The sequence below is a fragment of the Allopusillimonas soli genome (assembly GCF_004153445.1).
GTDB lineage: Bacteria > Pseudomonadota > Gammaproteobacteria > Burkholderiales > Burkholderiaceae_B > Allopusillimonas > Allopusillimonas soli.
Genome location: NZ_SDQC01000006.1, coordinates 21,294 through 43,081 on the forward strand (window position 1 = coordinate 21,294; position 21,788 = coordinate 43,081).

Below are 21,788 nucleotides of genomic sequence, written 5' to 3' on the forward strand. Positions count from 1 at the left end.
ATGCTGTTCACTTCTGCGCAGTCATGGTCAATACCACGCGGAACTTGGCATCCCCAGACGCCATCCTCTGACAAGCTTCGCCCGCCTGCTCCAATGGCATGCGCTCAATCCTGGGCCGTACGTCCGCCAGTACACTGAAGCTGAGTGCTTTTTCGCTTTCATAGGGAGAGCCGGTGATGGATCCCATGACGCTGCGTTCTCCGCCAATCAGCATTCCCAAGGGAACGGAAAGCGGACTCTTGCCTGGATTAAGCACGACCAGACGCCCTTTGGGTGACAAAGCGCTTATCAGCGCAGAGATGGTCTCCATGTGATCGATCATGGTAATCATTGCCTGCGCCCCGCCCATGTCCTTGATTCTCGCGGCGGCATCTTCCTGCCGGTTGTCGATATAAACGTGCGCACCCAGTGCCAATGCGTCATCGGCGATATCGGCACCGCGCCCTACCGCAACGACTCTGAAACCCATGCGGCGCGCATATTGAACTGCCATGTGGCCCAAGCCGCCAATACCCAATACGACAACGAGATCGCCCGCTTCGGCGCCGCATTTCTTCAGTGCGTTGAACGTGGCGACGCCGGCGCATAGAATGGGGGCCGCGTCCTCAGCGTCCAATTCGTCAGGAATCGAGACCAAACCGGCACAGCGTGCCAGCATCATTTCTGCATATCCGCCATCAATGTCAACACCAACAACTTGCTGATTTCTACAAAGCTGGAATCGGCCTTGCCGGCATTGGTCGCATTCGTTGCAGTGACCGCCGAGACGGCCCACGCCCACGCGTTGCCCCACCGCCCATAACGGCGGAACATACGGGCCAAGCGCCGCGATCCGCCCAACCACCTCATGGCCAGGTACACGCGACAAGCGGGCGGCGGCAGCCTTTTCTATATCGGCGAGGTCCACGCCACAAACGCCACAAGCTTCCACTTCAATCAGAACTTCTCCCGCCATCGGATCAGGCGCATCACGCGCAACTATCTCCAGCGTGCCCGAGCGGCCGACCTGCATCGCCCGATAAGTTTTATTCATGCCATCCCTCGACTGCGGTAGTTGGAGAAATGCTCATAATCCCCCGTCGGTAGGTTCTGGCCTGCAAGATGGCCGGTCTTGAGATAAATGCTCGCACCAGCAACATCCGCGATGAAATCCGGATAATGTCCGGATGGCAAGCGCAGCCAACTACCGCTGACATACTGTTTTTGTCCCTCGCTCAAGGTACCTTCAAGTATCAATATCTCGGCCCCATTGACGAAACCGTCGAAGACTCGGTTGCCCGCCATCAGGCGCTGCATGGTAACGTGCTCAGCATCGCTAGCGAACAATAGGCAGGACCGCCTGCCGCGCTGCGTTTCCCACCGAGACGTATCGCGCGTATCGATGCGCACGCTGCCGCGTTCGCTCGCGGACATCTGCCAGAGTTTGACGAAGATGACCGCCCCTTCCTTGCTTGAAGGTTGATGGCTGGACCCGGGCGGATTGCGTAGATACCAGCCAGCTGGATAATCCACTCGTCCTTCGGAGAGATTGCCGGAAAGGACCAGAATCTCTTCCCCGCCCGGATGCTCGTGGCGCGGAAAATTGGATCCGGCCGTATAGCGCACGATACTGGTCGCCCTAGCCTTCTCACCGCCCTGCCGGTCCAGCATGACGCGCTCGACCCCTGGCTGCGGCGAAGCTACCCACTGGTACTGTTGTGGTGTCACGACAGCTCGGCGCGAAAAATCCGCATTGACTAGCATATTCGTTATCGTTACCCGAGCTTAGACCATGTCGTAGATTCGCACGTGGGGAGCCGCAGCCAGCAATTTGGCCACGGATCGATTAGCGGTTTCGATCTTCAGTGTTATTTCCAGGTGGCTCATTGCTTCACTCCTGTGTAGATGCAGGGACAATTCTCCTTTAATGATCATCTAATCACAACGACGAAATTCTTTCTCTATACAAAAGAAAAACTTTACCGGTGGTTGACTAAGCCTCCACGCTGTGCTTTATTTGGCTAAAGTCTTTCTTCTCATGAAATCGCCCTCTTACCTCAATGCTTTGCGTGCGTTCGAAGCCAGCGCTCGCCATCAGAGCTTTTCCGCCGCCGCCACCGAAATGCACGTGACGCCGGCCGCCGTAGGTCAGCTCGTACGCTCGCTGGAAGACTGGCTCGGCTCACCGCTGTTTCTCAGGACTACTGGTGGGCGTACGCGTTTGATCCTCACCGATGCCGCCGAGCGCGCACTCCCGGACATCCGAGCAGGCTTTGATCGGCTGAACATTGGCCTGAGCAGACTGCGAGACGATTCCAAGTCTGGTGTGCTGACTGTGACAGTAAGCCCCGCATTCGCAGCCAAGTGGCTTTTGCCAAAGATAGAGAATTTTCAAGCCCTCTGCCCTGAGACCGATGTACGTCTTGATACTAACCTCAGACTGATGGATTTCGCTGCCCAAGGCATTGATGTCGGCGTGCGATATGGCCGAGGCGACTGGCATGGACTGGTAGTCGAAAAATTAATGGAGGAGCAAATCTATCCCGTCTGTTCGCCTGACTGGCTTGCAAGAAATGGCCCCCTTGATAACCCACAGGATCTCGCCGGCAAAGCGCTCATTCATGATTTATCAGTGGATACCCATATCGGCTTCGCCTCATGGAGCGCCTGGCTACAATATGCAGGCGCCACACAAGCCGACTCGACCAGGGGAATGCAGGTCAATAATTCGGCCGCCGTGTTGCAGGCTGCCATCGACGGGCATGGCGTCGCCCTGGCCCGCAGTGTCATGGCATATGACGATGTATCAGCAGGTCGGCTCATCCGCCTATTTCCTGATGTCAACCTGCTGTCCGAGTTGGCCTACTTTATCGTTTATCGCGCCGAAAGCGCCTCGTTGGCAAAACTGCAGGCATTTCGGCGATGGCTAATACTGGAGGCGACGCGGTTCAAATGATCAGTCCGACACCCGAACCACCAGCTTGCCAAGGTTGCTGCCCCGCAGCATGCCGATAAAGGCGGCAGGCGCCTGCTCCAGACCTTCCGCGATGTCTTCCGTCGGTATGACGAGGCCGGCCGCAAGCCATGTTTCCATGTCCTGGCGGAACGCATCGAAGCGCCTCTCATAATGATCCAGGATGATGAGACCTTGCATGAGCAGGCGTTTCTGCAGGATTGCCGTCATCAGTTCAGGCCGACGGTCGGGGCCCGGCAGGCGCGTATCCGTGTCGTTGTAATGCGCGATGACGCCGATCACCGGAACGCGTGCGCCTACGTTCAACAATGGCAACACGGCATCGAACACCGCGCCGCCCACGCTTTCGAAGTACACATCTATGCCTTGCGGGCAGCTGGCCGCCAGGTTCTCCGCAAAGAGCGGGTTGCGGTGATCGAGACATGCGTCCAAGCCCAGATTCTCCACCGCATGCCGACATTTCTCTGCGCCGCCCGCAATGCCTATGACGCGCGCACCTTTGATCCTGGCTATCTGCCCCACGATTGAGCCGACCGCGCCTGTGGCGGCGGCCACGACAACGGTGTCTCCCGCCTGCGGTTGACCTATGTCCAGCAGGCCGACGTAGGCGGTGAAGGCCGGCATGCCCAGCGCGCCGAGCGCCAGTGACGGGCGATCCGTGGCGCCAAGCGGCATGAGACCTTCCCCATTAGACACGGCGTAGTCCTGCCAGCCGGAGTTGGCCAGCACCAGGTCGCCAGCCTGGAATGCCGGATGCCGCGATTCTGTGACGCGGCAGACGGTACCTCCGATCATCACCTCCCCAAGGGAAATAGATGGTGCGTAGACGGGGCCATCCTCGTTCATCACGTTCCGCATATAGGGATCCAGCGACAGGTACAGCGTGCGCAGCAGCACCTCGCCTTCGGCGAGTGCCGGTAGCGGCCGCGTTTCGATGCGGAAGTTTTCCGGTGCTGGCAGGCCTTGCGGGCGCGAAGCCAAGAGGATGCGCCGATTGATCAGGTCAGTTTGTTTCACGGATGGATTCCTGGGGAGTGGACAGAAATTGGCTGCAGGTATCGGCGAGCGAGGCTTTTTTCGCCTGAACGACGCTTGCAACATGAACGGAACGCGGCCTGGTGGCGATCCATGCCAGCAGCATGGCCGCCAGGAGTACTACGCTGCCGGCAACAAAGACGGTTGAAACGCCGCTGGCGTCGACAATGGCGCCGCCGACGGCGGCGCCCGCTGCTATCCCTGTCTGGATGGCTGCAACGATCAATCCGCCAGCCGCCTCCGCCTCATCTGGAACAGCGTCCGCAACCCAGGTGGACCAGCTCATCGGGACGATGCCGAACACCATCCCCCAGGCCGCGATCATGGTCACGGCTCCCCATTGCGAACCGCCTAGCCCGGCCAGACCGATGCCCAGCATACCCATGATCAGAGGCATGGTGATCAGCGTGCGCGACAGGCCCCATTTGATCACCCAGCTTCCCATGGCGGAACCGAGGAAATTGGCAACACCGAATACCAGGAGCATTCCCGAGACGCCGCTTATACCCACACCGGTCACATCCTCCAGAAATGGACGCAAGTACGTGAAAAAGGCGAAGTGTCCCGCAAAGACCAGGCCTGCCGCCACTACGCCTATTCCGATGCCTGGGCGCCGCATCACCGCGAGCAGCGTTCCCAGGTTCGTGGCGCTGCGAGGCGCCATCCGCGGCAGCGTCGCGGCCTGCGTCACCAGAGCCACCAACCCCAGCGCGGCGCCGACCAGGAAAACCAGGCGCCAGCCTATGATCGCTCCCAGATAGCTGCCAACCGGAGCCGCGACAATGGTGGCGGCGGCCACGCCGCTGAATACGATGGATAAGGCGCGTGGAATGTCGGACTCGGGCACCAGCCGCATGACTGCAGCCGTGGACATAGTCCAAAACCCGCCGATTGCGATGCCGAGTAATATACGGGCCGCCAGCAACACAGACACATTGGGCGCGACGGCGACGAGCAAGTCCGATACAACGAGTAGTGCGGAAAACGCCAGGAATACGGCACGCCGGTCCACGCGATGCATGACGGTGGACACCAGCAGACTGGCAAACAGCGCCACAAAGGCCGTGACGGTCACTGCCTGGCCAGCACCGCCTTCAGTAACGCCCATGCCGGCCGCCATGGGCGTCAGCAGGCTGGACGGCAGGAATTCGGATGTGACCAGCGCGAAAACGCCCAAGGCCATGGAAAACACGGCGCCCCAGGCCGGCCGGGACGATTGGGTTGATGCATACATGAAACTCTCCGTCGCGAGGGCTGAAATGCCCTGTCATGGCGTGCCAGTTTAGAGTGGCAAAACAGGCATGTCTATGCTAAAAAACAGTAATTTTTTGATCATTCGTCTTGAAATTCACTTGCAACGAAAACAGGCCCTTCATGACAAAGACTGCCTCGCACACTGCGGCCTCCAGCAATCCGGAATACGCATCGCTTCCCGGCGACCTGATCAGTGAACTGCTGCTTGGCATGCGTCTTCACGGCGTCAACTACCATCGGGTGAAGCTCACGCCCCCATTCGGGCTGGGCTTCCACGCGGTCGGCGATCACGCCCAGTTCCATTTCGTCGCGCAAGGACCGGTGCATGTGCGCACGGAAGACGGCACACTGCATGTGCTGCAGACTGACGATGCGGTCCTGCTGCCACGCGGTGGGCGTCATGATCTGCTTTCCGCGCCCGACATTCATAGCCGGGATATCGCCTGCTTCGAAGCAGTCGTGTTGTGCGATGGCGTGCGCAGCGTCTGCGACGGCGCGGGAATGTCGTGCCGCGACCAGGACACGTTGATATTCAGTGGATGCATGGAGTTCGACCTCGGCGGTATGCACCCCCTGGTAGGGTTGATGCCGGAGATCATGCGAGTGGATACCTTGCTGGACCGCTATCCGGAAATCCGTCCCATGCTGGACGCCATGGAGCGCGAAGCGCGATCGCAGCGTGCCGGCTCCGCCGCCATCCTGGCGCGCCTGGCCGACGTCGTAGCCGCCTATATTGTGCGCGGCTGGGTGGAGTGCGGCTGCGGCGACGCTGCCGGCTGGATCGATGCGCTGCGTGACCCCCGCCTGGGTCGGGCCATTGCCGCCTTGCATCGCAACCCTGGAAAGAACTGGACCCTCGATGACCTTGCCGCCGAAATGGGACGCTCGCGAGCGGTCTTTTCCGAACGGTTTCTCGCCGCCACCGGCACCACACCGCATCGCTACCTGACGGACTTGCGCATGCGTCTCGCCCGGAAATGGATAGACCGCGATCGCCTACCCATAGGCGATGTTGCCGAACGGCTTGGTTATGGGTCGCAGGCGGCCTTCAGTCGCGCATTCAAGCGCAGCACCGGCCTGTCGCCCGGCGCCGCCCGCACGTCAGCATCCAGCAGCCGGCAAAACTGACGTCGCACCAGGGAAGGGGCGGCTGCCTGCGTGCCGCCGCCTCGCCGTAAATTATTTGATCTAAATCAATAAACGGTTAATCAGCTCCGCTACGGCAGGGAAAAATCCTTAATTTGCAATGGTTTGCACTTATCCTGTTGATTATTGATACAACTCGACCATACTGGTCACGTCACATACTCAACGAATCAGCAAAGGCAAGGTTTTGTCCACATCATCCGATATCATCACAGGTCGCGGAGTTTATGTCACACGAGGAGGACGGCTCGTGTTTATTGAGAGGTTCGAACAGAATCCACAGCTTGCCACAACGCAGGCGCATGGCTATACCGTCGAAGGGTCACGCGAGGAATCCGTTCGCGCCTGGCGGACATGGTCGCCAAACGGCGATGTGCTTACCGACGACGAGCCGCACTGGGATATTGTTCAGGCTGTGTAAGGCATGGCGCGGGAGCGCCTCTTTCATCGGGCACTGCTTTTACGCCGGCCAAAATAAATAAAGCAGCAAAATCCGGCTCAACTCGCCTTATCGAAAATTTGCCACACGAGGTAGACTCACCCGTTTTTCACTATATCGGCACGGCGTGCCGCACGCGGCGGTCCGCCATCGTCCTTGTCTGCCACTGCCATGACCTCGCCACCGCAGCATGCCAAAAGGCCTATCGATGATGAGCTGGATATCTTCCTGTTCTTTGTTCTTCTCTGGCGCAAGCGGCTGTTCATCTGGGCATGCATGCTCATCGGCATGGCCCTTGCGGCCGCCTATACTTATCTGGTTCCTGAAAAATGGACATCGACGGCGAGATTGCAGCCGCCCAAGATTGAACAGATCCGGGGCTATCTGGAACAGCGGCGTGCCATGGCACGCGTCGATGGCAACAAGACAGTCGATACCGCCGCGTTGACCAATGCCCTGTATAGCCGCTTCGTCGCGCTTGCAGCCGAAGCCCGCCACAAGATGGACTACCTAGCGGGCACAGCCTACTACCGCCGGCTTCTCAAGCATCGCGGCACGATGGCTTCGCCAGGCGCTCTTTACCATCTGGCTGAGGACGCGCTGCACATCAAGGCGCCTGAGGCGGGACAGATTGCGCCTTATCATGAGCTTTCTTTCACCGCCGACTCGCCGGAATCGGCCCAGCAAACACTGGCCGGCTTTATCGCCTGGATCAACGATCTGGCATTCCGGCAGGTGGATACAGAGTTCAACGACGCCCTCGACGCCCAGATCATGTCGCGGCAGACGGCGTTGCGCAATATCGATCTGCACTTGCATGCCGAACGCGACCATCGCATCGCTCAGCTCGAGGCTGCGTTGCATACGGCCCAAGCCGCCGAACTGGGCGATTACGCATTGGGCCGCGCGCAGGACGGCACCATGGTGATCGAATTGAGTGATGCACGGCGGCTGTATATGCATGGCGAAAAGTATCTGCGCGCCGAATTGGCGACAGCCAAGGAAACCCCCGTCATTCATCCGCCGCACTATCATGAGATGCAGCGCGACCTGCGGGCGCTGCAACCCTTGCGCTCGTACGACATCAGGACGCAATCCTACGATTATCAACTCGCGCCTACCCTGCCCATGCGCCGCGACAGCCCTCAACGCACCATGTCCATCATGCTGGGCGCCTTGCTTGGCATGCTTGCCGCCTGCTTCTGGACGCTGGTCATGGTCGGCCATGCACGTCAGCCTTATACTGCATGCGAATGAATGGAGCCCACGCATGCCACCCCCCTCCGCTACAGCCCTATGCTATGACTATGTCCGCGTCGAAGCCATCGTGCTCGCCTTCGTGCCTGCGTGGCGGCAGGCGGGCTTCGATGCAATAGTGGCCATTGCGCGCGGCGGCCTGGTGCCCGGGGTCATGGCGGCAACTGAGCTCGACCTGCCGCTGCATGCCCTGGCCTACGATCGCCCCGCCCGGCGGCCCACGTGGTACAGCGCCGGCCAGCCAGCGAGGCGATCTCGGCTACTGTTGGTGGAAGACATTGCAGGACGCGGCACGACGCTCAGCGACTGCGCCGCCTTCCTGCGCGCTCAGGGACATGAAGTTCATATTTTTACCCTGGCCCACGATGCGCAGTCACGCATCCGACCCGACTACGGCGCGCCCGTACCAGACGGCTATCGGGCCTGGTTTCCCTGGGAACGCACCTCTATTTCCCCGGGCTTCGACGCTACTGACAACCAGCCAAACCGTCCCGAATACGACTATGCGTACTGGGCCATAGATCTCGATGGCATCCTGCTCATGGATCTGCCGGAAGCCGACTATGCACGGGCGCTGAACGAGACGCTCGCTCGTCGAGACGCCTTGCTTCCCAGCAATACGCTGCCAGGGATCGATCTGCAAAACGTTACCATTATCACGGGCCGCCCCGAACAAGACAGGGAGCGCACCAAATCGTGGCTTGACCGCCACGGCTTTCATGGGTCGCTCGTCATGCGGGACGCGCGTCGGCATGGGCCGGCCGACACGCCCTTGCACAAGGCCCAGGCCCTGCTGGCACGGTGCCACACCCACTTTCTGGAAAGCGACCCCGTTCAGGCGCTGCAGATCGCGCGCATCGCGCCTGTGGCCCGTGTAATCTGGTGGAACGGCGGCGAGGCGCTGGCCGTCCATGCCAGCGAGGTGGGCGGACTGAAGCTGCTCTGAAGCACTCGCTGCAGCTGTTGACATTAAAATCTCCGCATCGGCCCGCATGGGCACGCATACTGGAGCCCCGCCTTGCCCAACCCCGCCCAGATCACCTGCGTCGAAGATTTCCGTATTCTCGCCAAGCGCCGCGTGCCGCGCATGTTCTATGACTATGCCGACTCCGGCTCCTGGACGGAAGGCACTTATCGGGCCAATACAGCCGATCTGCAAAAGCTGAAGTTTCGTCAGCGCGTCGCCGTCGATATCGAAAAACGTACGCTGCGCACCACCATGATAGGCGTGGATGTCGCCATGCCGGTGGCCATCGCACCCACGGGCCTTACCGGCATGCAGCATGCCGATGGCGAAATTCTGGGCGCTCGCGCTGCCGCCGCCTTTGGCATACCTTTTACACTCTCGACCATGAGCATCTGCTCAATCGAGGACATTGCCGAGCATACGCGCAAGCCATTCTGGTTCCAGCTATACGTCATGCGCGACCGCGATTTCATCGGGGGCCTGATCGACCGCGCAAAGGCGGCCAACTGCTCGGCGCTGGTTCTCACCCTGGATCTGCAGGTACTGGGGCAACGCCACAAAGACATAAAGAACGGCTTGTCCACGCCACCCAAGCCCACCTTGGCCAACCTCGTCAATCTTGTCACCAAGCCGCGCTGGTGCATGGGCATGCTGGGTACGCGGCGCCGTACATTCGGCAACATCGTGGGCCACGCAAAAGGCGTCAAAGATCTATCATCGCTTTCCACGTGGACCGCCGAGCAGTTCGATCCGCGCCTGAGCTGGGACGACATCGCCTGGATCAAGAAACGCTGGGGCGGAAAACTCGTAGTCAAGGGCATCATGGATGCGGCCGACGCCAGATTGGCCGTGGACTGCGGCGCCGATGCGCTGATCGTTTCCAATCATGGCGGCAGGCAACTCGACGGCGCCCCTTCCTCCATCTCGGCGCTGCCGGCCATTGCGCATGCGGCGGGTAAGGACATTGAAATCTGGATGGATGGCGGCATACGATCCGGACAGGATGTGCTGAGGGCCGTGGCCATGGGCGCGCAGGGCACGATGATAGGACGCGCATTCCTTTACGCACTGGGCGCCATGGGGGAGGCAGGCGTGCTGCGCTGCTTGCAGATGATCGCCAATGAGCTGGATATCTCCATGGCATTCTGTGGCCATACGGACATTCGCAAGATAGACCGGTCCGTTCTGGTAAACGGCAGTATCTTCGATACGCACGCCGCCTGAGCGGATCGCGCCGGCAGTGCGCGGCGCCGCCTAGTCGGGTTTGGTCATGGCGCGGGTCAGGCGCGGACGACCCGCTTCCTCACGGGTCAAGGCCTCGGTTTCGCGCATGGATGCCAGGCTGCGCAGTGTCAGCCGCTGGTACTGCCGCGTACCGAACTGCTTATGGGCAATCTCGGCATCACTCAGGCTGCGCATCACACGCGCTGGTGAACCCAGAACCAGACTGCGAGCCGGCACCTGCATGCCCACCTTCACAAAGGCCATGGCGCCGACGATGCTCGCATCACCCACGGATGCGTTGTCCATGACCACGGCATTCATGCCCACCAACACATCGCGCCCGATATAGCAACTGTGCAGAATGGCGCCGTGACCAATGTGCCCGTCCACATCCACCACAAGCTCGCTTTCCACCTGCCCATGTAAAACGCAGTTGTCCTGGATATTGGCTCCCTCTTTCACCACGATGCGTCCGAAATCGCCGCGCAGGCAGGCACAGGGACCGATATAGGCATGCGGGCCGATAACGACGTCGCCAATCAGAACGGCACTGGGATGTACATAGGCGGTGGGATCCACCACCGGTGTGATGCCGTCAAGCGCATAGACCTTGACCATGCCGCTGCCTCCGTTTGTCATGTTGAATGACGGTCATTATCGCGCCAGCGGCAGCTTGCTGCCCGCAATCGCCCGCTCACGCAATATATCTCCGCGGAACTGAAACAGCTTTGCCGGCCGGCCCGCCGCGCCCCGTGTCATCCTGCCCGTCTCTTCCACCAGCGCTTGCTGTTCGATGAAGCGTCGAAAATTCTGCTTGTGCAGCGGCCGTCCCGCCACCGCCTCGAATGCCTGCTGCAACTGCAACAGCGTGAACTCTCCGGGCATCAACTCGAACACTACAGGCCGGTAGCGGATCTTGGCGCGAAGACGCGCCATGGCAGTGGCGAGAATGCGGCGGTGATCATGCTGCATGTCGTGTCCCCATGCGGCTTCCTTCGGAAACGATGGCCCCCTCTCCTCGAACGGAAGCGAATTCGGATGAGCGGCCGGCCGACGCGCTGCCTCGGGTACCAGTCCGGCCTCGAACAGCAGCTCATAGCGCTGCAAGACCAGCTCCTCGTTCCAGGCGGCATGGTTATGGCCGAAGGTGTCTGCCACGCGCTGCATGCGTGTTTGCCGAGTGCAGCCGTCAGCGGCATTACACCAGTCATGCAAGGCCGGCAGCATGGCGGTGTCGAGCATACCCGGGCGACCACTGCGCCAATCTTCCCAGGGAAAATAAAAATACCAGTCGCGCCAGCCCGCCTCATGCGCGGGCGCTGCTTCATCGCCCTCTCGCGTCAGGCCGAGATAGCTGACGGAAATGACGCGACGGCCGGCCTGATCGGCACGATCGCGATCGGCAAAGGTATAGAGCTGCTCGACATAGCCCAATGGATGGTGGGTTTGCGCCTCCACCCAGGCTCGCATGCCCGCCTGCAGCGACCGGTGGGACGACTGGAATGGCCCCGCCGGCAAGGCATGGTGTCCGGCCCGCGTCAGCACTCGCGGCCTGCCCTGATTGACCGCCACAAGTACGGCGACCAGTTCGGCCTCGACCTGGTCGACAGATGCTGGAAACGAAGTAGCCTTGGGCAATGACATGGGTGCAGCGGGAAAATAGCCATTATAGGCATGGCTGCTGAAGCTATACCGTGGACGATATGGCGCCCACATGTTACGGTTGGCAAATTTTCCGGACCATCCCGCCTTTCATCGCATGCCCGCCCTCATTTTCCGCATCGTGCGTCTGGCCCGCCTGATGCCGCTATTGCTGGCTGTTGGCTGCGCCACGGTTCCCCCATCCAATCTCGACAATATCTGCGAAATATTCCGCGAACGGCCAGCGTGGCATGATGACGCCCTGGACATGCAGCGAAAATGGGGCGTGCCGCCGCAGGTGGCGATGGCCATCATCTATCAGGAATCCAGCTTTCGCGAGGATGCGCTGCCACCGCGCCGTTATTTGCTGGGCTTCATACCCTGGGGCCGCGTCAGCTCGGCCTACGGCTATGCCCAGGCCAAGGATGAAACCTGGGCCGACTATCAGCGCGAGGCCGGCAGCTGGTTCTCCGACCGGGACGATTTCGGCGATGCGCTGGACTTCATGGGCTGGTATATGAACAAGTCGCAGCGCCTGAACGGCGTATCAAAATGGGATGCCTATGGCCAGTACCTCAATTATCACGAGGGCTGGACGGGCTACCGCAACCGCAGTTATGAACGCAAGGCCTGGCTCAAGCGCGTGGCGGCCAAGGTGCAGGCGCGCGCGGAGCGCTTCGGCGCCCAATACCGCAGTTGCCAGGACGACCTTTGATACCGCTCTGCGACGCGCCTGAAAGCGCGCCGGATCCGGCGGCCCGTGGCCGGCGCTGCAAGGCCCAATGGCAGTGCCAGAACTCGTGCCGCCATCGGCGTTAACATAGATTGTCCAGAATTATTGCCAAGACAGGCATCTTTAAGCAGGAGACTTGAACGTGAAACTACAACGCAGCGAGCTGTTTCGCCAGCAATGCCATATCGGCGGGAAGTGGATTGACGCCGCCAATGGCGAAACCATTCCGGTCACCAACCCCGCCAACGGGCAGGAAATCGGTACGGTGCCCAAACTCACCGCGGAGGATGTGCAGTCTGCCATCGCGGCGGCCGACAAGGCCTTGCCTGACTGGCGTGCGCGCAGCGCCAAGGAGCGCGCTGCCCTGCTTCGCCGCTGGTACGACCTGTGCATGGAAAACCAGGAAGACTTGGCACGCATCCTTACACTTGAGCAAGGCAAGCCGCTCACCGAGTCGCGCGGCGAAATCGCCTACGGATCATCCTTCATCGAGTGGTTTGCCGAGGAAGCCAAGCGCATTTACGGCGACATCATACCGGCGCCCGCGCGCGATCGCCGCATCGTGGTGCTCAAGCAGCCGGTGGGCGTGGTGGCCGCCATCACCCCATGGAATTTCCCCAATGCCATGATTACCCGTAAGGCGGGCGCGGCGCTGGCCGCCGGATGCACCATAGTCATCAAGCCAGCCACTGCCACGCCGTATTCTGCGCTGGCCCTGGCTGAACTGGCCGCCCAGGCAGGCATCCCCGACGGTGTGCTCAATGTGGTAACCGGCGCATCCAGCGTTGTCGGCAATGTACTGACCGGCAGCGCTATCGTGCGCAAGTTGTCGTTCACTGGCTCAACCGAGGTCGGCAAGCTGCTTATGGAACAATGTGCCGGCACGGTCAAGAAAGTATCCATGGAGCTGGGCGGCAACGCGCCATTCATCGTTTTCGACGATGCCGATCTGGACAAGGCGGTCAAGGGCGTGATCGCATCCAAGTTTCGCAATGCCGGCCAGACCTGCGTCTGCGCCAATCGCATTTTTGTTCAGGATGGCATCTATGATGAGTTCGCAGCGCGGCTCAAGAAGACGGTGGAGGCCATGAAGGTGGGCAACGGCATGGATGATGGCGTGGACCTTGGCCCACTGATCGACGAAGCCGCGGTGGCAAAGGTCAAGGAGCACATCGACGACGCAACCACCAAAGGCGCCAGCGTGCTGACCGGTGGCGAAGGCAAGCAGAGCGGGCTGTTCTTCAGCCCCACCATCCTGGTGGATGTATCCCCGGAAAGCAAGCTCATGCAGGAGGAAACTTTCGGGCCGGTTGCGCCACTCATCCGCTTCAAGACCGACGACGAGGCCATCCGAATGGCCAACGACACGCCTTTCGGCTTGGCTGCGTATTTCTATACCACCAGCTACGAGCGCTCGTGGCGCGTGGCGGAGGCATTGGAAACGGGCATCGTCGGGCTGAACGAGGGCATTATTTCCACGGAAGTCGCGCCTTTCGGCGGCATCAAGGAATCAGGCGTGGGACGCGAAGGTTCCAAGTATGGCGTCGAGGACTACCTGGAAATCAAATACATCTGCGCGGGCGGCCTGGGCTGATTCGCCTTGCGCCGGCCGCCTGAGTTTCAGCCACGGCCGGCGCGGCGCTCGAACGCCTCATGGCGTTCGATGAGTTGGCGCGCCTGTATTACCACAGGCATGTCCACCATACGGCCATTGAACGTGCACGCTGCCCTGCCCTCGGCTTTCTGTTTTTCGAACTCGGCCACCAGGGCACGCGCCACCTCCACATCGGCCGCCTTGGGCGCAAACTCCTCATTGACAATGTCCACCTGCTTTGGATGGATGCAGAAAGCCGCGTCAAAACCCAGGCCGCGAGCGCGGCGTATTTTTTCCCGGAATTCGTCTTCATCCTTGAAATCGGCCACCGAACCGACAAAACCGATGGGCACGATGCCGGCACGGCGACAAGCCGCCACCGCCATGACATTGGGGATGTACAGTGCGTCGTCACTGACAGACATGCGCATGGTCGCCGCGAGATCTTCGGCGCCAATGATCATGCCGGCCACACGCGCGCCACGCGCAATAGCTGACATGTTCTCCAGGCCTTCGGCGTCTTCGACCATGGGAATCAAGCGGGTATGGCCTATGGGCAAGCCCTTTTCGGCCTCGATCTCATCCAGTATTTCTCCGATATAACGCACGTAGGCGGCATCGGGCACCTTGGGCAGCACCAGGGCGGCAACTTCGGCGCATACGGCGTGGGCAATATCCGCGATGGCCATGCGCCATGGCCTGTTGATGCGCACGGTAACGTCAAAACCCGCCGCCACGAATTTACGCGCGATGTCCTCAACCCTGGCTCGGGCCGTTTCCTTGTCCTGCGGTGCAACCGAGTCTTCCAGGTCAATTTGCAGCACATCGGCCTTGCGGCGTACAGCGCTCTCGATGAAGCGGTCACTGGATGCGGGGACGAACAGCATCGAGCGCCAGAAATTGATGTCAGCCATGAAAGGGCCACTCCTGTAGGGAAAATCGGAAACGCGAAGCCGTGTGATTGTAGCAACAGCGTGTCAACGGTGACGGCGGAAAAGGCGCTCCAGGCGTCGCCCCAGGCGAAAGCGGCTGATACCTCTTAGAAGACCATAGGACAGGCGGACTTTCTCCTGCCCCATGGGCAGACCCGATTGCAGCTGGATCCAGGATGACTTCGGATAGGCAAGCAACTGGTCGGGATAAACACTGCGATGGCCTATGATGAGATAGGCGGCAATGGCGGCGCCGGCCACATATCCAGTGCCCGCCACGCCGCCGAATAGCTCCACACCCATCAGGATCGCCGCCACGGGTGTATTGGATGCAGCGGCCACCACGGCCACCAGCCCTACCGCAGCGCCCAGGGCGGGGCTCATGCCAAGCAGCGGCGCCAGCGCGCCGCCCGTTACCGCGCCTATAACAAACTGCGGCGTCACAATGCCCCCGTAAAAGCCCGAGCCCAGGGTGATGGCCACCAGCAGTGTTTTCCAGAAAAAACCGAAGGAAGGCATGACGTCGCCTGCGAGCGCACTGTCCATCAAGGGCAGGCTCAGGCCCAGATAGTCGGTGGGCACGAACAGGATCAGAACGGCCAGCAAGACGCCGCCCAAAAAGGGCAGCATGGGCGGCCACAGGTTCATGCGCCGGCGCAACGCATCGAACAGCCTGTGACTGACCCGTACCATGTCCACGAACAGCCACGCAGCCAGACCACAGGCGATGCCGATGGCAATGGTCTTGAGAAAAAGCGCCTCGGAAAAGTCCGGCAGCAGATGCAGCTGATAATAGCTGTAGGGAATGCCCCAGAACTTGCTGATCTGGAACGACGAGACGCCAGCAATAATGGCGGGAAAGATAAAGTCGTGGCGGATGCGGCCGGCGGCCAGCACTTCGACGCCATAGATTGCACCGGCGATGGGCGTGCCAAACACGCTGGCGAAGCCTGCGCTGACCCCGCACGCCACAAGGCGCTTCTGCAGTTCAGGGTTCAGATGGAACAGCCGGCCCAAGCCCGATGCCAGGGTGCCGCCAATATGGGAGCAAGGCCCTTCCTTGCCCGCGGAGCCGCCGCAGGCAAGCGTGATGATGGCGGCCACGGGCTTGATCGCCAGCGTCTTGAATGGCATGCGGCCCGCCTGGGTGTGCACCGCTGCGATCGCGGAATCTTTCAGGCCGGTCGAGTTGAGTCTGTAGCCATAGTAGAGCAGCAGGCCATTCAGCAGGCCGCCAATGGGCAGCAACACCATCTGCAGCCATAGCGGAATGCCCGCGGTGCTGTCCGTCAGGAAGAAGAGGCCATGCAGGAAGACGCTGGTTCCGGTCCCCACAATGACGCCTGTGATTGTCGCCAGGAACAGCCACTGCAGCACAGTGGCCAGCATGACAGCGGGTTCGACAAGATTTATTCTGGGCATGATGAAGCGGCATTTTACCGGGAAGGGAAGCCAGCGGCGCGATGCCCTCACGCACGCAGCGGCGCACGCGCCCCCGCCACAGCTAGATGCGCGATGCCATGGCGTCCAGCTCATCCTGGATCAGCGACGCTATTTCGCGCTGACGCGTGGCTGGCATGCGTTCGGTGATGGCGGTAACACTGATGGACAGCACCGGCTGCCTGCGGCTGTCTGTAAGCGCGCAGCCAACACCCAACGCGCCTCTCACCGCGTAATTGCCCACTACCGAATAGCCGCGTGTGCGCGTGTTCTGCACCAACTGGCGCATTTCCCGGATAGTCATGCCGCCATACAGTTCAAGCTTGTCGCTATTGTGGTCGATGATGCCGTCCACCGTTGCATCGTCCAGTTTCGCCAGCAGGGCCATGCCGCCCGATCCCACGCCGAGCGGCTGACGCTTGCCCGCATAGGTTGCGAGAATCTGAACGGGATAAGGGCCGATCTCACGCCATAGGCTAAGCGACTCCGGCCCGTCGCGCACCACGAGGAACACGGCGTCGCCCGTGGCCGCGGCCAGTCGCCGCATGGCCGGGTAGGCGATCTGAATGCGCGGATCCTGGCCAGCCAGCGGCCCGCTTTCCTGGCCCAGGCAGGCCATGTATCGCTTGCTGCCGCCAACCTTGCGCACAAAACCGCCGTCCATGAGCGCGGCCAGCAGACGGTAAATAGTTGGCCGCTGCAAGCCGGTCGCGCGGGCCAGGCCAGTGATGCTCAGCCCGAATTCGGGGTTTTCCCGCAAGGCGTTCAGCACCGCTAGGCCCCGCCTTAGGGTGCGCGGGCCGGCGTCGTTGGTTTGTGCATCCTGAGTGTCCACAGTGCGTACGTAATATTTGGAAATAAGAGTGAATTGATTGAGAATTTCAGTTCGCAATTATATAACTGTCCGTTTCATGGACAACGCCTTTAACACGGGGCGATACCAAGGAGGAAACCACCTATGTCGATACGCAAAACATGGAACATGGGGCTTAAGGCCCTTGCAGCGGGTACGCTTGGCCTTGCCGGCCTGGCTTGCGCCTTCCCGGCTGCCGCCGCCTATCCCGACAAGCCTATACGGCTGATCGTGGGCTTCTCCGCAGGCGGCTCCACAGATACCGTCGCCCGCATCCTGAGCAAGGAAATCAGCCAGACCCTCGGCCAGCCGGTCGTGGTAGAAAACAAGCCAGGCGGAGGCAGTAATATCGCCGCCGACTACGTCGCGCGCGCCGATGCCGACGGCTATACGCTGTACATGGTCGCCGTCACCAGCACCATCAATGCCACGCTGTACAAGAACCTCGATTTCGATCTGATTAAGGATTTCGATCCCGTTGCCCTGGCCGTGCGTGTGCCCAACGTCCTGGTGGTCAATCCTAAATTGCCCGTCAAGAGCGTCAAGGATCTGGTTGCCCTGGCCAAGAAGGAACCCGGCAAGCTGAACTTCGCCTCGTCCGGCAGCGGTACATCCATCCACATGTCGGGCGAGCTCTTCAAAATGCTGACCGACATCGACGTCGTGCATATTCCCTACAAGGGCAGCGCGCCCGCGTTGAAGGACCTCATTGGCGGACAAGTGGACTACATGTTTGACAACATGCCTTCATCCTGGCCGCATGTGCAAGCGGGCGAACTGCGCGCCCTGGCCGTTACCACGACTGAGCGTTCCAAGACCGCACCCGATCTGCCCACCATGAACGAAGCGGGCTTTCCTGAGTGGCCTGATGTGTCTTCCTGGTTTGGCGTGATCGCGCCTCACGGCACGCCGCCCGAAGCCATCCAGACTCTCAACAAGGCTATCCGGGCCGCGCTGGCCAAGCCCGAGGTCAAGGAACACATGGCCAAGCTGGGCGCAGTGACCGCGGACACCACGCCTGAGCAGTTCGGCGACTTCATTAAGTCCGAAGTGGACAGCTGGGCGAAGGTCGTCAAGGCCTCGGGCGCAACCGTGGACTGATGCCATCGGGCCCGCTTCCGTACGGAAGCGGGTCTTACACGTTTTTTGATTGGCCGGCGCTTGCGCCGGATTCTTATATGATCTCCAAATCCGTAGGCAGTATCACAGAGGCGTTGGCCGATATTCCTGATGGCGCCACCATCATGATCGGCGGATTCGGCCTGGCCGGCCAGCCAACCGAGCTCATTGAAGGCCTGCTGGACCAGGGTGCGCGCGACCTCGTCATCGTCAACAACAACGCGGGCAACGGTGACACCGGCCTTGCCGCGTTGATCGGCGCGGGACGCGTGCGCAAGATCGTATGCTCGTTTCCGCGTCAAGCCGATTCCCATCATTTCGACCGCATGTACCGCGCGGGGAAGCTGGAACTTGAGTTGGTGCCACAGGGCAACCTGGCCGAACGGATACGTGCCGCTGGGGCGGGTATTGGTGGTTTTTATACACCCACCGCCGTGGGCACGCCATTGGCCGAAGGGAAGGAACAGCGCCACATCAACGGGCGCGACTACATCCTGGAGTACCCTCTTCACGCGGACTACGCGCTCATCAAGGCACAGCGGGCAGACCGCTGGGGCAACCTGGTATATCGCAAGACTGCGCGCAACTTCGGTCCCATCATGGCAACCGCTGCCCGTACCACGATTGCACAGGTGCACGAAATCGTGGCGCTGGGCGAGCTTGATCCGGAGAACATCGTGACGCCGGGGCTGTTCGTCAAGCGCGTGGTGGTGCCAGAAAGAAGCAGGACGAAGACCGAGGACACCTCGGCCTCTGCGGCGGGAGCAAATACATGAAGCGTCTGGATCGCGAACAGATGGCCGCAAGAGTGGCCCGGGACATTCCCGAAGGCAGCGTGGTCAACCTGGGCATAGGCCTGCCCACCAAAGTCGGCAACTATCTGCCGCCCGAAAGGGAAATCATATTGCACAGCGAGAACGGCGTTATCGGCATGGGTCCGGCGCCGGAGCGGGGGCATGAAGACCCTGAGCTCATCAATGCCGGGAAGCAACCGGTCACCCTGCTGCCGGGCGGCGCCTTCTTTCATCATGCGGACTCGTTTGCCATGATGCGTGGCGGCCACCTGGATATATGCGTACTGGGCGCCTTCCAGGTGTCATGCACGGGCGATCTGGCCAACTGGCATACGGGCGCGCCCGACGCCATACCGGCGGTGGGCGGCGCCATGGACCTGGCAACCGGCGCAAAAGATGTGTACGTATTGATGGAGTTACTCACACGGGATGGACAAAGCAAGCTGGTGGAGCGCTGCAGCTATCCACTGACTGGTGTCGCGTGTGTCACCCGCGTCTATACGGATCTGGCCGTGTTTGCGCTGCGCGATGGCGATGTGATGCTTGTCGAGGATTTCAGTGGACTTGGCCGGCAGGGCCTGGCGGACCTGATCAACCTGCCCGTGCACGAAAGCTGAAAGCCGCCCTGGCCAAGGCCGCGGCTTGCAGCCGGGATGCGGCGGACAGTTCGGGGCTGTCCAACCGAAGGGCTCGACAACGAATGAAAACAGGGCGGCTTAGCGCTGCCTTTTTTTGTCTGTGCCGCGTGCGGTCTTGATCATGGCGGTGCACAGCCCCCGCATCATATCCACTTCGTCGCGCGTCAGGGCATTGCGTCCGAACATATGCCGCATGCGCGGGGCAAGCTTCTTGGGATGGTCCGGATCCAGGAAACCCACCTCAACCAGGGCCTGCTCCCAGTGCGTCATCAGCGCCTGCACCTGTTCGCCGCTCGCTGGATCGTGCCCGGCATCGGCCTGGCCCTGCGTGCTGGGCAATAACGGCAGGCTCGCCGCGGCAGCCAGGGCATAACGCATTTCCCAGGCAGCCAGTTGCAATGCCTGCGCAACATTGAGTGAGCTGTACAGGGGATTGGCCGGAATATGACAGATACGCTGACAAAGCGCGATGTCTTCATTTGTCAGTCCTGAGCGCTCCGTACCCAGCACCACCGCCACCCTGCCCGCGGTCTGGCGCAGATGCATGCAGCCCAGATCGGCGGCAGCCCGGATATCGCAGGCTGGAGGCCCCAGATCCCGGGGGCGCGCGGTCAGGGCGAAGCCGAGTGTAACAGGCGCCAACGCTTCGGCCAGCGTCGGAAATATTCTCACGGCAGCAAGCACGTCGGTCGCGCCGCTGGCCAGCGACTGGGCCTCGGGTTGAATCAGCACGTCGTCGAAGCGCGGGGCCACAAGACACAGGTCACCAAACCCCATTGTTTTGATGGCCCGGGCCGCGGCGCCCACGTTGCCGGGATGGCTCGGCTGCACCATGATGAACCGCACGCGGTCGAAAAGAGGAGACTCGCCGGAGGAAAACGTCTGCGTCATTTAAAATAGTCGGTTTATAGTGTCTGGAGCCGTCACCTGCGCCGGCCCCACTTTTGCTCAATTACGGAATTTTATGCACCCGATGCTCAACACCGCCATCAAGGCGGCCCGCCGTGCTGGCACAATCATCAACCGCGCCAGCCTCGACCTCGAACGCCTTCAGGTGGCGCGCAAAGGGCCCAAGGATTATGTCACGGAAGTGGATCATGCTGCCGAAGAGGCCATCATAGACGCCTTGCGCACAGCCTACCCGGACCACGGATTCCTTGGCGAGGAATCGGGCACACACGTCCCCGCCGGGCAGCAAGACACCCAGGCTCAGCCTGAATTCCAGTGGATCATCGATCCGCTCGACGGCACCACCAATTTCATACACGGCGTTCCCATCTACGCCATCTCCATCGCCTTGGCCCACCGTGGCCAGATTACCCAGGCAGTCATCTACGACCCAAACCGCAACGAGCTGTTCACAGCCAGCCGCGGCGGTGGTGCGTTTCTGAACGACCGCCGGGTGCGCGTCTCGGGCCTCACCCGCTACCACGACGCGCTGCTTGGCGCGCACGTGCCGCGCTCCGCTTCCGGCAGCGCAGGCACGCAGTTCGAAGGGTTGCTGTCGGGCTGTGCGGCGGCGCGCCGGCTCGGGTCGACGGTGCTTGACCTGGCCTATGTCGCATCAGGCCGGCTCGATGGGTTTTGTGGCTATCGGCTCAAGCCCTGGGACATGGCTGCGGGAAGCCTGCTCGTGCTCGAAGCGGGCGGGTTGGTGTCTGACTTCGCCGGCGACCAGGGCTGGCTGCAGAGCGGCTCTATTGTGGCCGCCACGCCCAAGATATTCCCGCAGATGCTGGGGCACCTCGAACATTGAGTCAGTCTGCCAG

General features: G+C 61.0%; 22 protein-coding genes. 12 read left to right on the top strand and 10 right to left on the bottom strand.

Features of this window, described 5'->3' with window-relative positions; all coding sequences use genetic code 11:
- Nucleotides 1–7 precede the first annotated feature (7 nt).
- Both ERD78_RS16580 and ERD78_RS16585 read right to left on the bottom strand, forming a co-directional pair.
- A complete protein-coding gene (locus ERD78_RS16580; RefSeq protein ID WP_129970619.1) occupies nucleotides 8–1,033 on the bottom strand; it encodes a zinc-binding dehydrogenase in 1,026 nt (341 codons plus the stop codon).
- Nucleotides 1,030–1,743: a cupin domain-containing protein gene (locus ERD78_RS16585; RefSeq protein ID WP_129970621.1), complete on the bottom strand. Its 714-nt coding sequence runs from the start codon at nucleotides 1,741–1,743 to the stop codon at nucleotides 1,030–1,032. Before ERD78_RS16585 ends, ERD78_RS16580 begins: the two co-directional genes overlap by 4 nt.
- Nucleotides 1,744–2,017: 274 nt before the next feature.
- On the opposite strand from ERD78_RS16585, the gene gcvA reads away from it, so the two are divergent.
- Nucleotides 2,018–2,935, top strand: a complete 918-nt coding sequence (gene gcvA, locus ERD78_RS16590) for a transcriptional regulator GcvA (RefSeq protein ID WP_129971047.1) — start codon at nucleotides 2,018–2,020, stop codon at nucleotides 2,933–2,935.
- Here gcvA and ERD78_RS16595 read toward each other — a convergent pair whose 3' ends face one another.
- Nucleotides 2,936–3,970, bottom strand: a complete 1,035-nt coding sequence (locus ERD78_RS16595) for an NADP-dependent oxidoreductase (protein ID WP_245152510.1) — start codon at nucleotides 3,968–3,970, stop codon at nucleotides 2,936–2,938.
- Complete coding sequence (locus ERD78_RS16600; RefSeq protein ID WP_129970625.1) at nucleotides 3,957–5,222, bottom strand: MFS transporter; 1,266 nt, start codon at nucleotides 5,220–5,222, stop codon at nucleotides 3,957–3,959. The genes ERD78_RS16595 and ERD78_RS16600 overlap by 14 nt, the downstream gene beginning before the upstream one ends.
- Nucleotides 5,223–5,362: 140 nt before the next feature.
- Between ERD78_RS16600 and ERD78_RS16605 the strand changes: the two genes are divergently transcribed.
- From ERD78_RS16605 to ERD78_RS16620, 5 genes are all read left to right on the top strand, one after another.
- Nucleotides 5,363–6,370 (top strand): AraC family transcriptional regulator, encoded by a 1,008-nt coding sequence (locus tag ERD78_RS16605; protein WP_129970627.1) that lies wholly within the window; start codon nucleotides 5,363–5,365, stop codon nucleotides 6,368–6,370.
- A gap of 268 nt (nucleotides 6,371–6,638) precedes the next feature.
- Nucleotides 6,639–6,809: a hypothetical protein gene (locus tag ERD78_RS19800; RefSeq protein ID WP_167668966.1), complete on the top strand. Its 171-nt coding sequence runs from the start codon at nucleotides 6,639–6,641 to the stop codon at nucleotides 6,807–6,809.
- Between the two features lie 189 nt (nucleotides 6,810–6,998).
- Nucleotides 6,999–8,084, top strand: a complete 1,086-nt coding sequence (locus tag ERD78_RS16610; protein ID WP_129970629.1) for an LPS O-antigen chain length determinant protein WzzB — start codon at nucleotides 6,999–7,001, stop codon at nucleotides 8,082–8,084.
- A gap of 13 nt (nucleotides 8,085–8,097) precedes the next feature.
- Entirely contained in the window at nucleotides 8,098–9,030 is a 933-nt protein-coding gene (locus tag ERD78_RS16615) for a phosphoribosyltransferase (RefSeq protein ID WP_129970631.1), read from the top strand.
- Between the two features lie 72 nt (nucleotides 9,031–9,102).
- Nucleotides 9,103–10,275, top strand: coding sequence for an alpha-hydroxy acid oxidase (locus ERD78_RS16620; RefSeq protein ID WP_129970633.1), 1,173 nt, complete (start codon nucleotides 9,103–9,105; stop codon nucleotides 10,273–10,275).
- A gap of 30 nt (nucleotides 10,276–10,305) precedes the next feature.
- Here the strand turns inward: ERD78_RS16620 and ERD78_RS16625 are convergent, their stop codons facing one another.
- Complete coding sequence (locus tag ERD78_RS16625; protein ID WP_129971049.1) at nucleotides 10,306–10,893, bottom strand: phenylacetic acid degradation protein PaaY; 588 nt, start codon at nucleotides 10,891–10,893, stop codon at nucleotides 10,306–10,308.
- Between the two features lie 36 nt (nucleotides 10,894–10,929).
- Nucleotides 10,930–11,919: an NUDIX hydrolase gene (locus ERD78_RS16630; protein ID WP_129970635.1), complete on the bottom strand. Its 990-nt coding sequence runs from the start codon at nucleotides 11,917–11,919 to the stop codon at nucleotides 10,930–10,932.
- A 115-nt stretch (nucleotides 11,920–12,034) separates the two neighbouring features.
- Here ERD78_RS16630 and ERD78_RS16635 point away from each other — a divergent pair, with 115 nt between their 5' ends.
- The gene (locus tag ERD78_RS16635; protein WP_129971051.1) at nucleotides 12,035–12,631 is read left to right on the top strand and encodes a transglycosylase SLT domain-containing protein; all 597 of its coding nucleotides are present in this window, start codon (nucleotides 12,035–12,037) and stop codon (nucleotides 12,629–12,631) included.
- A 160-nt stretch (nucleotides 12,632–12,791) separates the two neighbouring features.
- Nucleotides 12,792–14,243, top strand: coding sequence for an NAD-dependent succinate-semialdehyde dehydrogenase (locus ERD78_RS16640; protein ID WP_129970637.1), 1,452 nt, complete (start codon nucleotides 12,792–12,794; stop codon nucleotides 14,241–14,243).
- 26 nt (nucleotides 14,244–14,269) lie between these two features.
- On the opposite strand, the gene ERD78_RS16645 is transcribed toward ERD78_RS16640, so the two are convergent.
- The 3 genes from ERD78_RS16645 to ERD78_RS16655 all read right to left on the bottom strand — a co-directional run bounded on the left by ERD78_RS16645 (nucleotide 14,270) and on the right by ERD78_RS16655 (nucleotide 17,450).
- Nucleotides 14,270–15,157 carry an HpcH/HpaI aldolase/citrate lyase family protein gene (locus ERD78_RS16645; protein ID WP_129970639.1) on the bottom strand — a complete coding sequence of 296 codons (888 nt, stop codon included), beginning with the start codon at nucleotides 15,155–15,157 and terminating at the stop codon, nucleotides 14,270–14,272.
- Nucleotides 15,158–15,220: 63 nt separating this feature from the next.
- Nucleotides 15,221–16,597: a chloride channel protein gene (locus tag ERD78_RS16650; RefSeq protein WP_167668968.1), complete on the bottom strand. Its 1,377-nt coding sequence runs from the start codon at nucleotides 16,595–16,597 to the stop codon at nucleotides 15,221–15,223.
- A gap of 82 nt (nucleotides 16,598–16,679) precedes the next feature.
- Complete coding sequence (locus tag ERD78_RS16655; RefSeq protein ID WP_167668969.1) at nucleotides 16,680–17,450, bottom strand: IclR family transcriptional regulator; 771 nt, start codon at nucleotides 17,448–17,450, stop codon at nucleotides 16,680–16,682.
- A 123-nt stretch (nucleotides 17,451–17,573) separates the two neighbouring features.
- Between ERD78_RS16655 and ERD78_RS16660 the strand changes: the two genes are divergently transcribed.
- From ERD78_RS16660 to ERD78_RS16670, 3 genes are all read left to right on the top strand, one after another.
- Nucleotides 17,574–18,569: a Bug family tripartite tricarboxylate transporter substrate binding protein gene (locus ERD78_RS16660; RefSeq protein WP_129970641.1), complete on the top strand. Its 996-nt coding sequence runs from the start codon at nucleotides 17,574–17,576 to the stop codon at nucleotides 18,567–18,569.
- A gap of 77 nt (nucleotides 18,570–18,646) precedes the next feature.
- Nucleotides 18,647–19,363, top strand: coding sequence for a 3-oxoacid CoA-transferase subunit A (locus ERD78_RS16665; RefSeq protein WP_129970643.1), 717 nt, complete (start codon nucleotides 18,647–18,649; stop codon nucleotides 19,361–19,363).
- Nucleotides 19,360–19,998 carry a 3-oxoacid CoA-transferase subunit B gene (locus ERD78_RS16670; protein WP_129970645.1) on the top strand — a complete coding sequence of 213 codons (639 nt, stop codon included), beginning with the start codon at nucleotides 19,360–19,362 and terminating at the stop codon, nucleotides 19,996–19,998. The genes ERD78_RS16665 and ERD78_RS16670 overlap by 4 nt, the downstream gene beginning before the upstream one ends.
- Before the next feature lie 99 nt (nucleotides 19,999–20,097).
- Here ERD78_RS16670 and ERD78_RS16675 read toward each other — a convergent pair whose 3' ends face one another.
- The gene (locus tag ERD78_RS16675) at nucleotides 20,098–20,910 is read right to left on the bottom strand and encodes an RNA methyltransferase (RefSeq protein ID WP_129970647.1); all 813 of its coding nucleotides are present in this window, start codon (nucleotides 20,908–20,910) and stop codon (nucleotides 20,098–20,100) included.
- 73 nt (nucleotides 20,911–20,983) lie between these two features.
- On the opposite strand from ERD78_RS16675, the gene ERD78_RS16680 reads away from it, so the two are divergent.
- On the top strand, nucleotides 20,984–21,775 hold the full coding sequence (locus ERD78_RS16680) for an inositol monophosphatase family protein (protein WP_129970649.1): 792 nt from the start codon (nucleotides 20,984–20,986) through the stop codon (nucleotides 21,773–21,775).
- The last annotated feature ends 13 nt before the right edge of the window (nucleotides 21,776–21,788 follow it).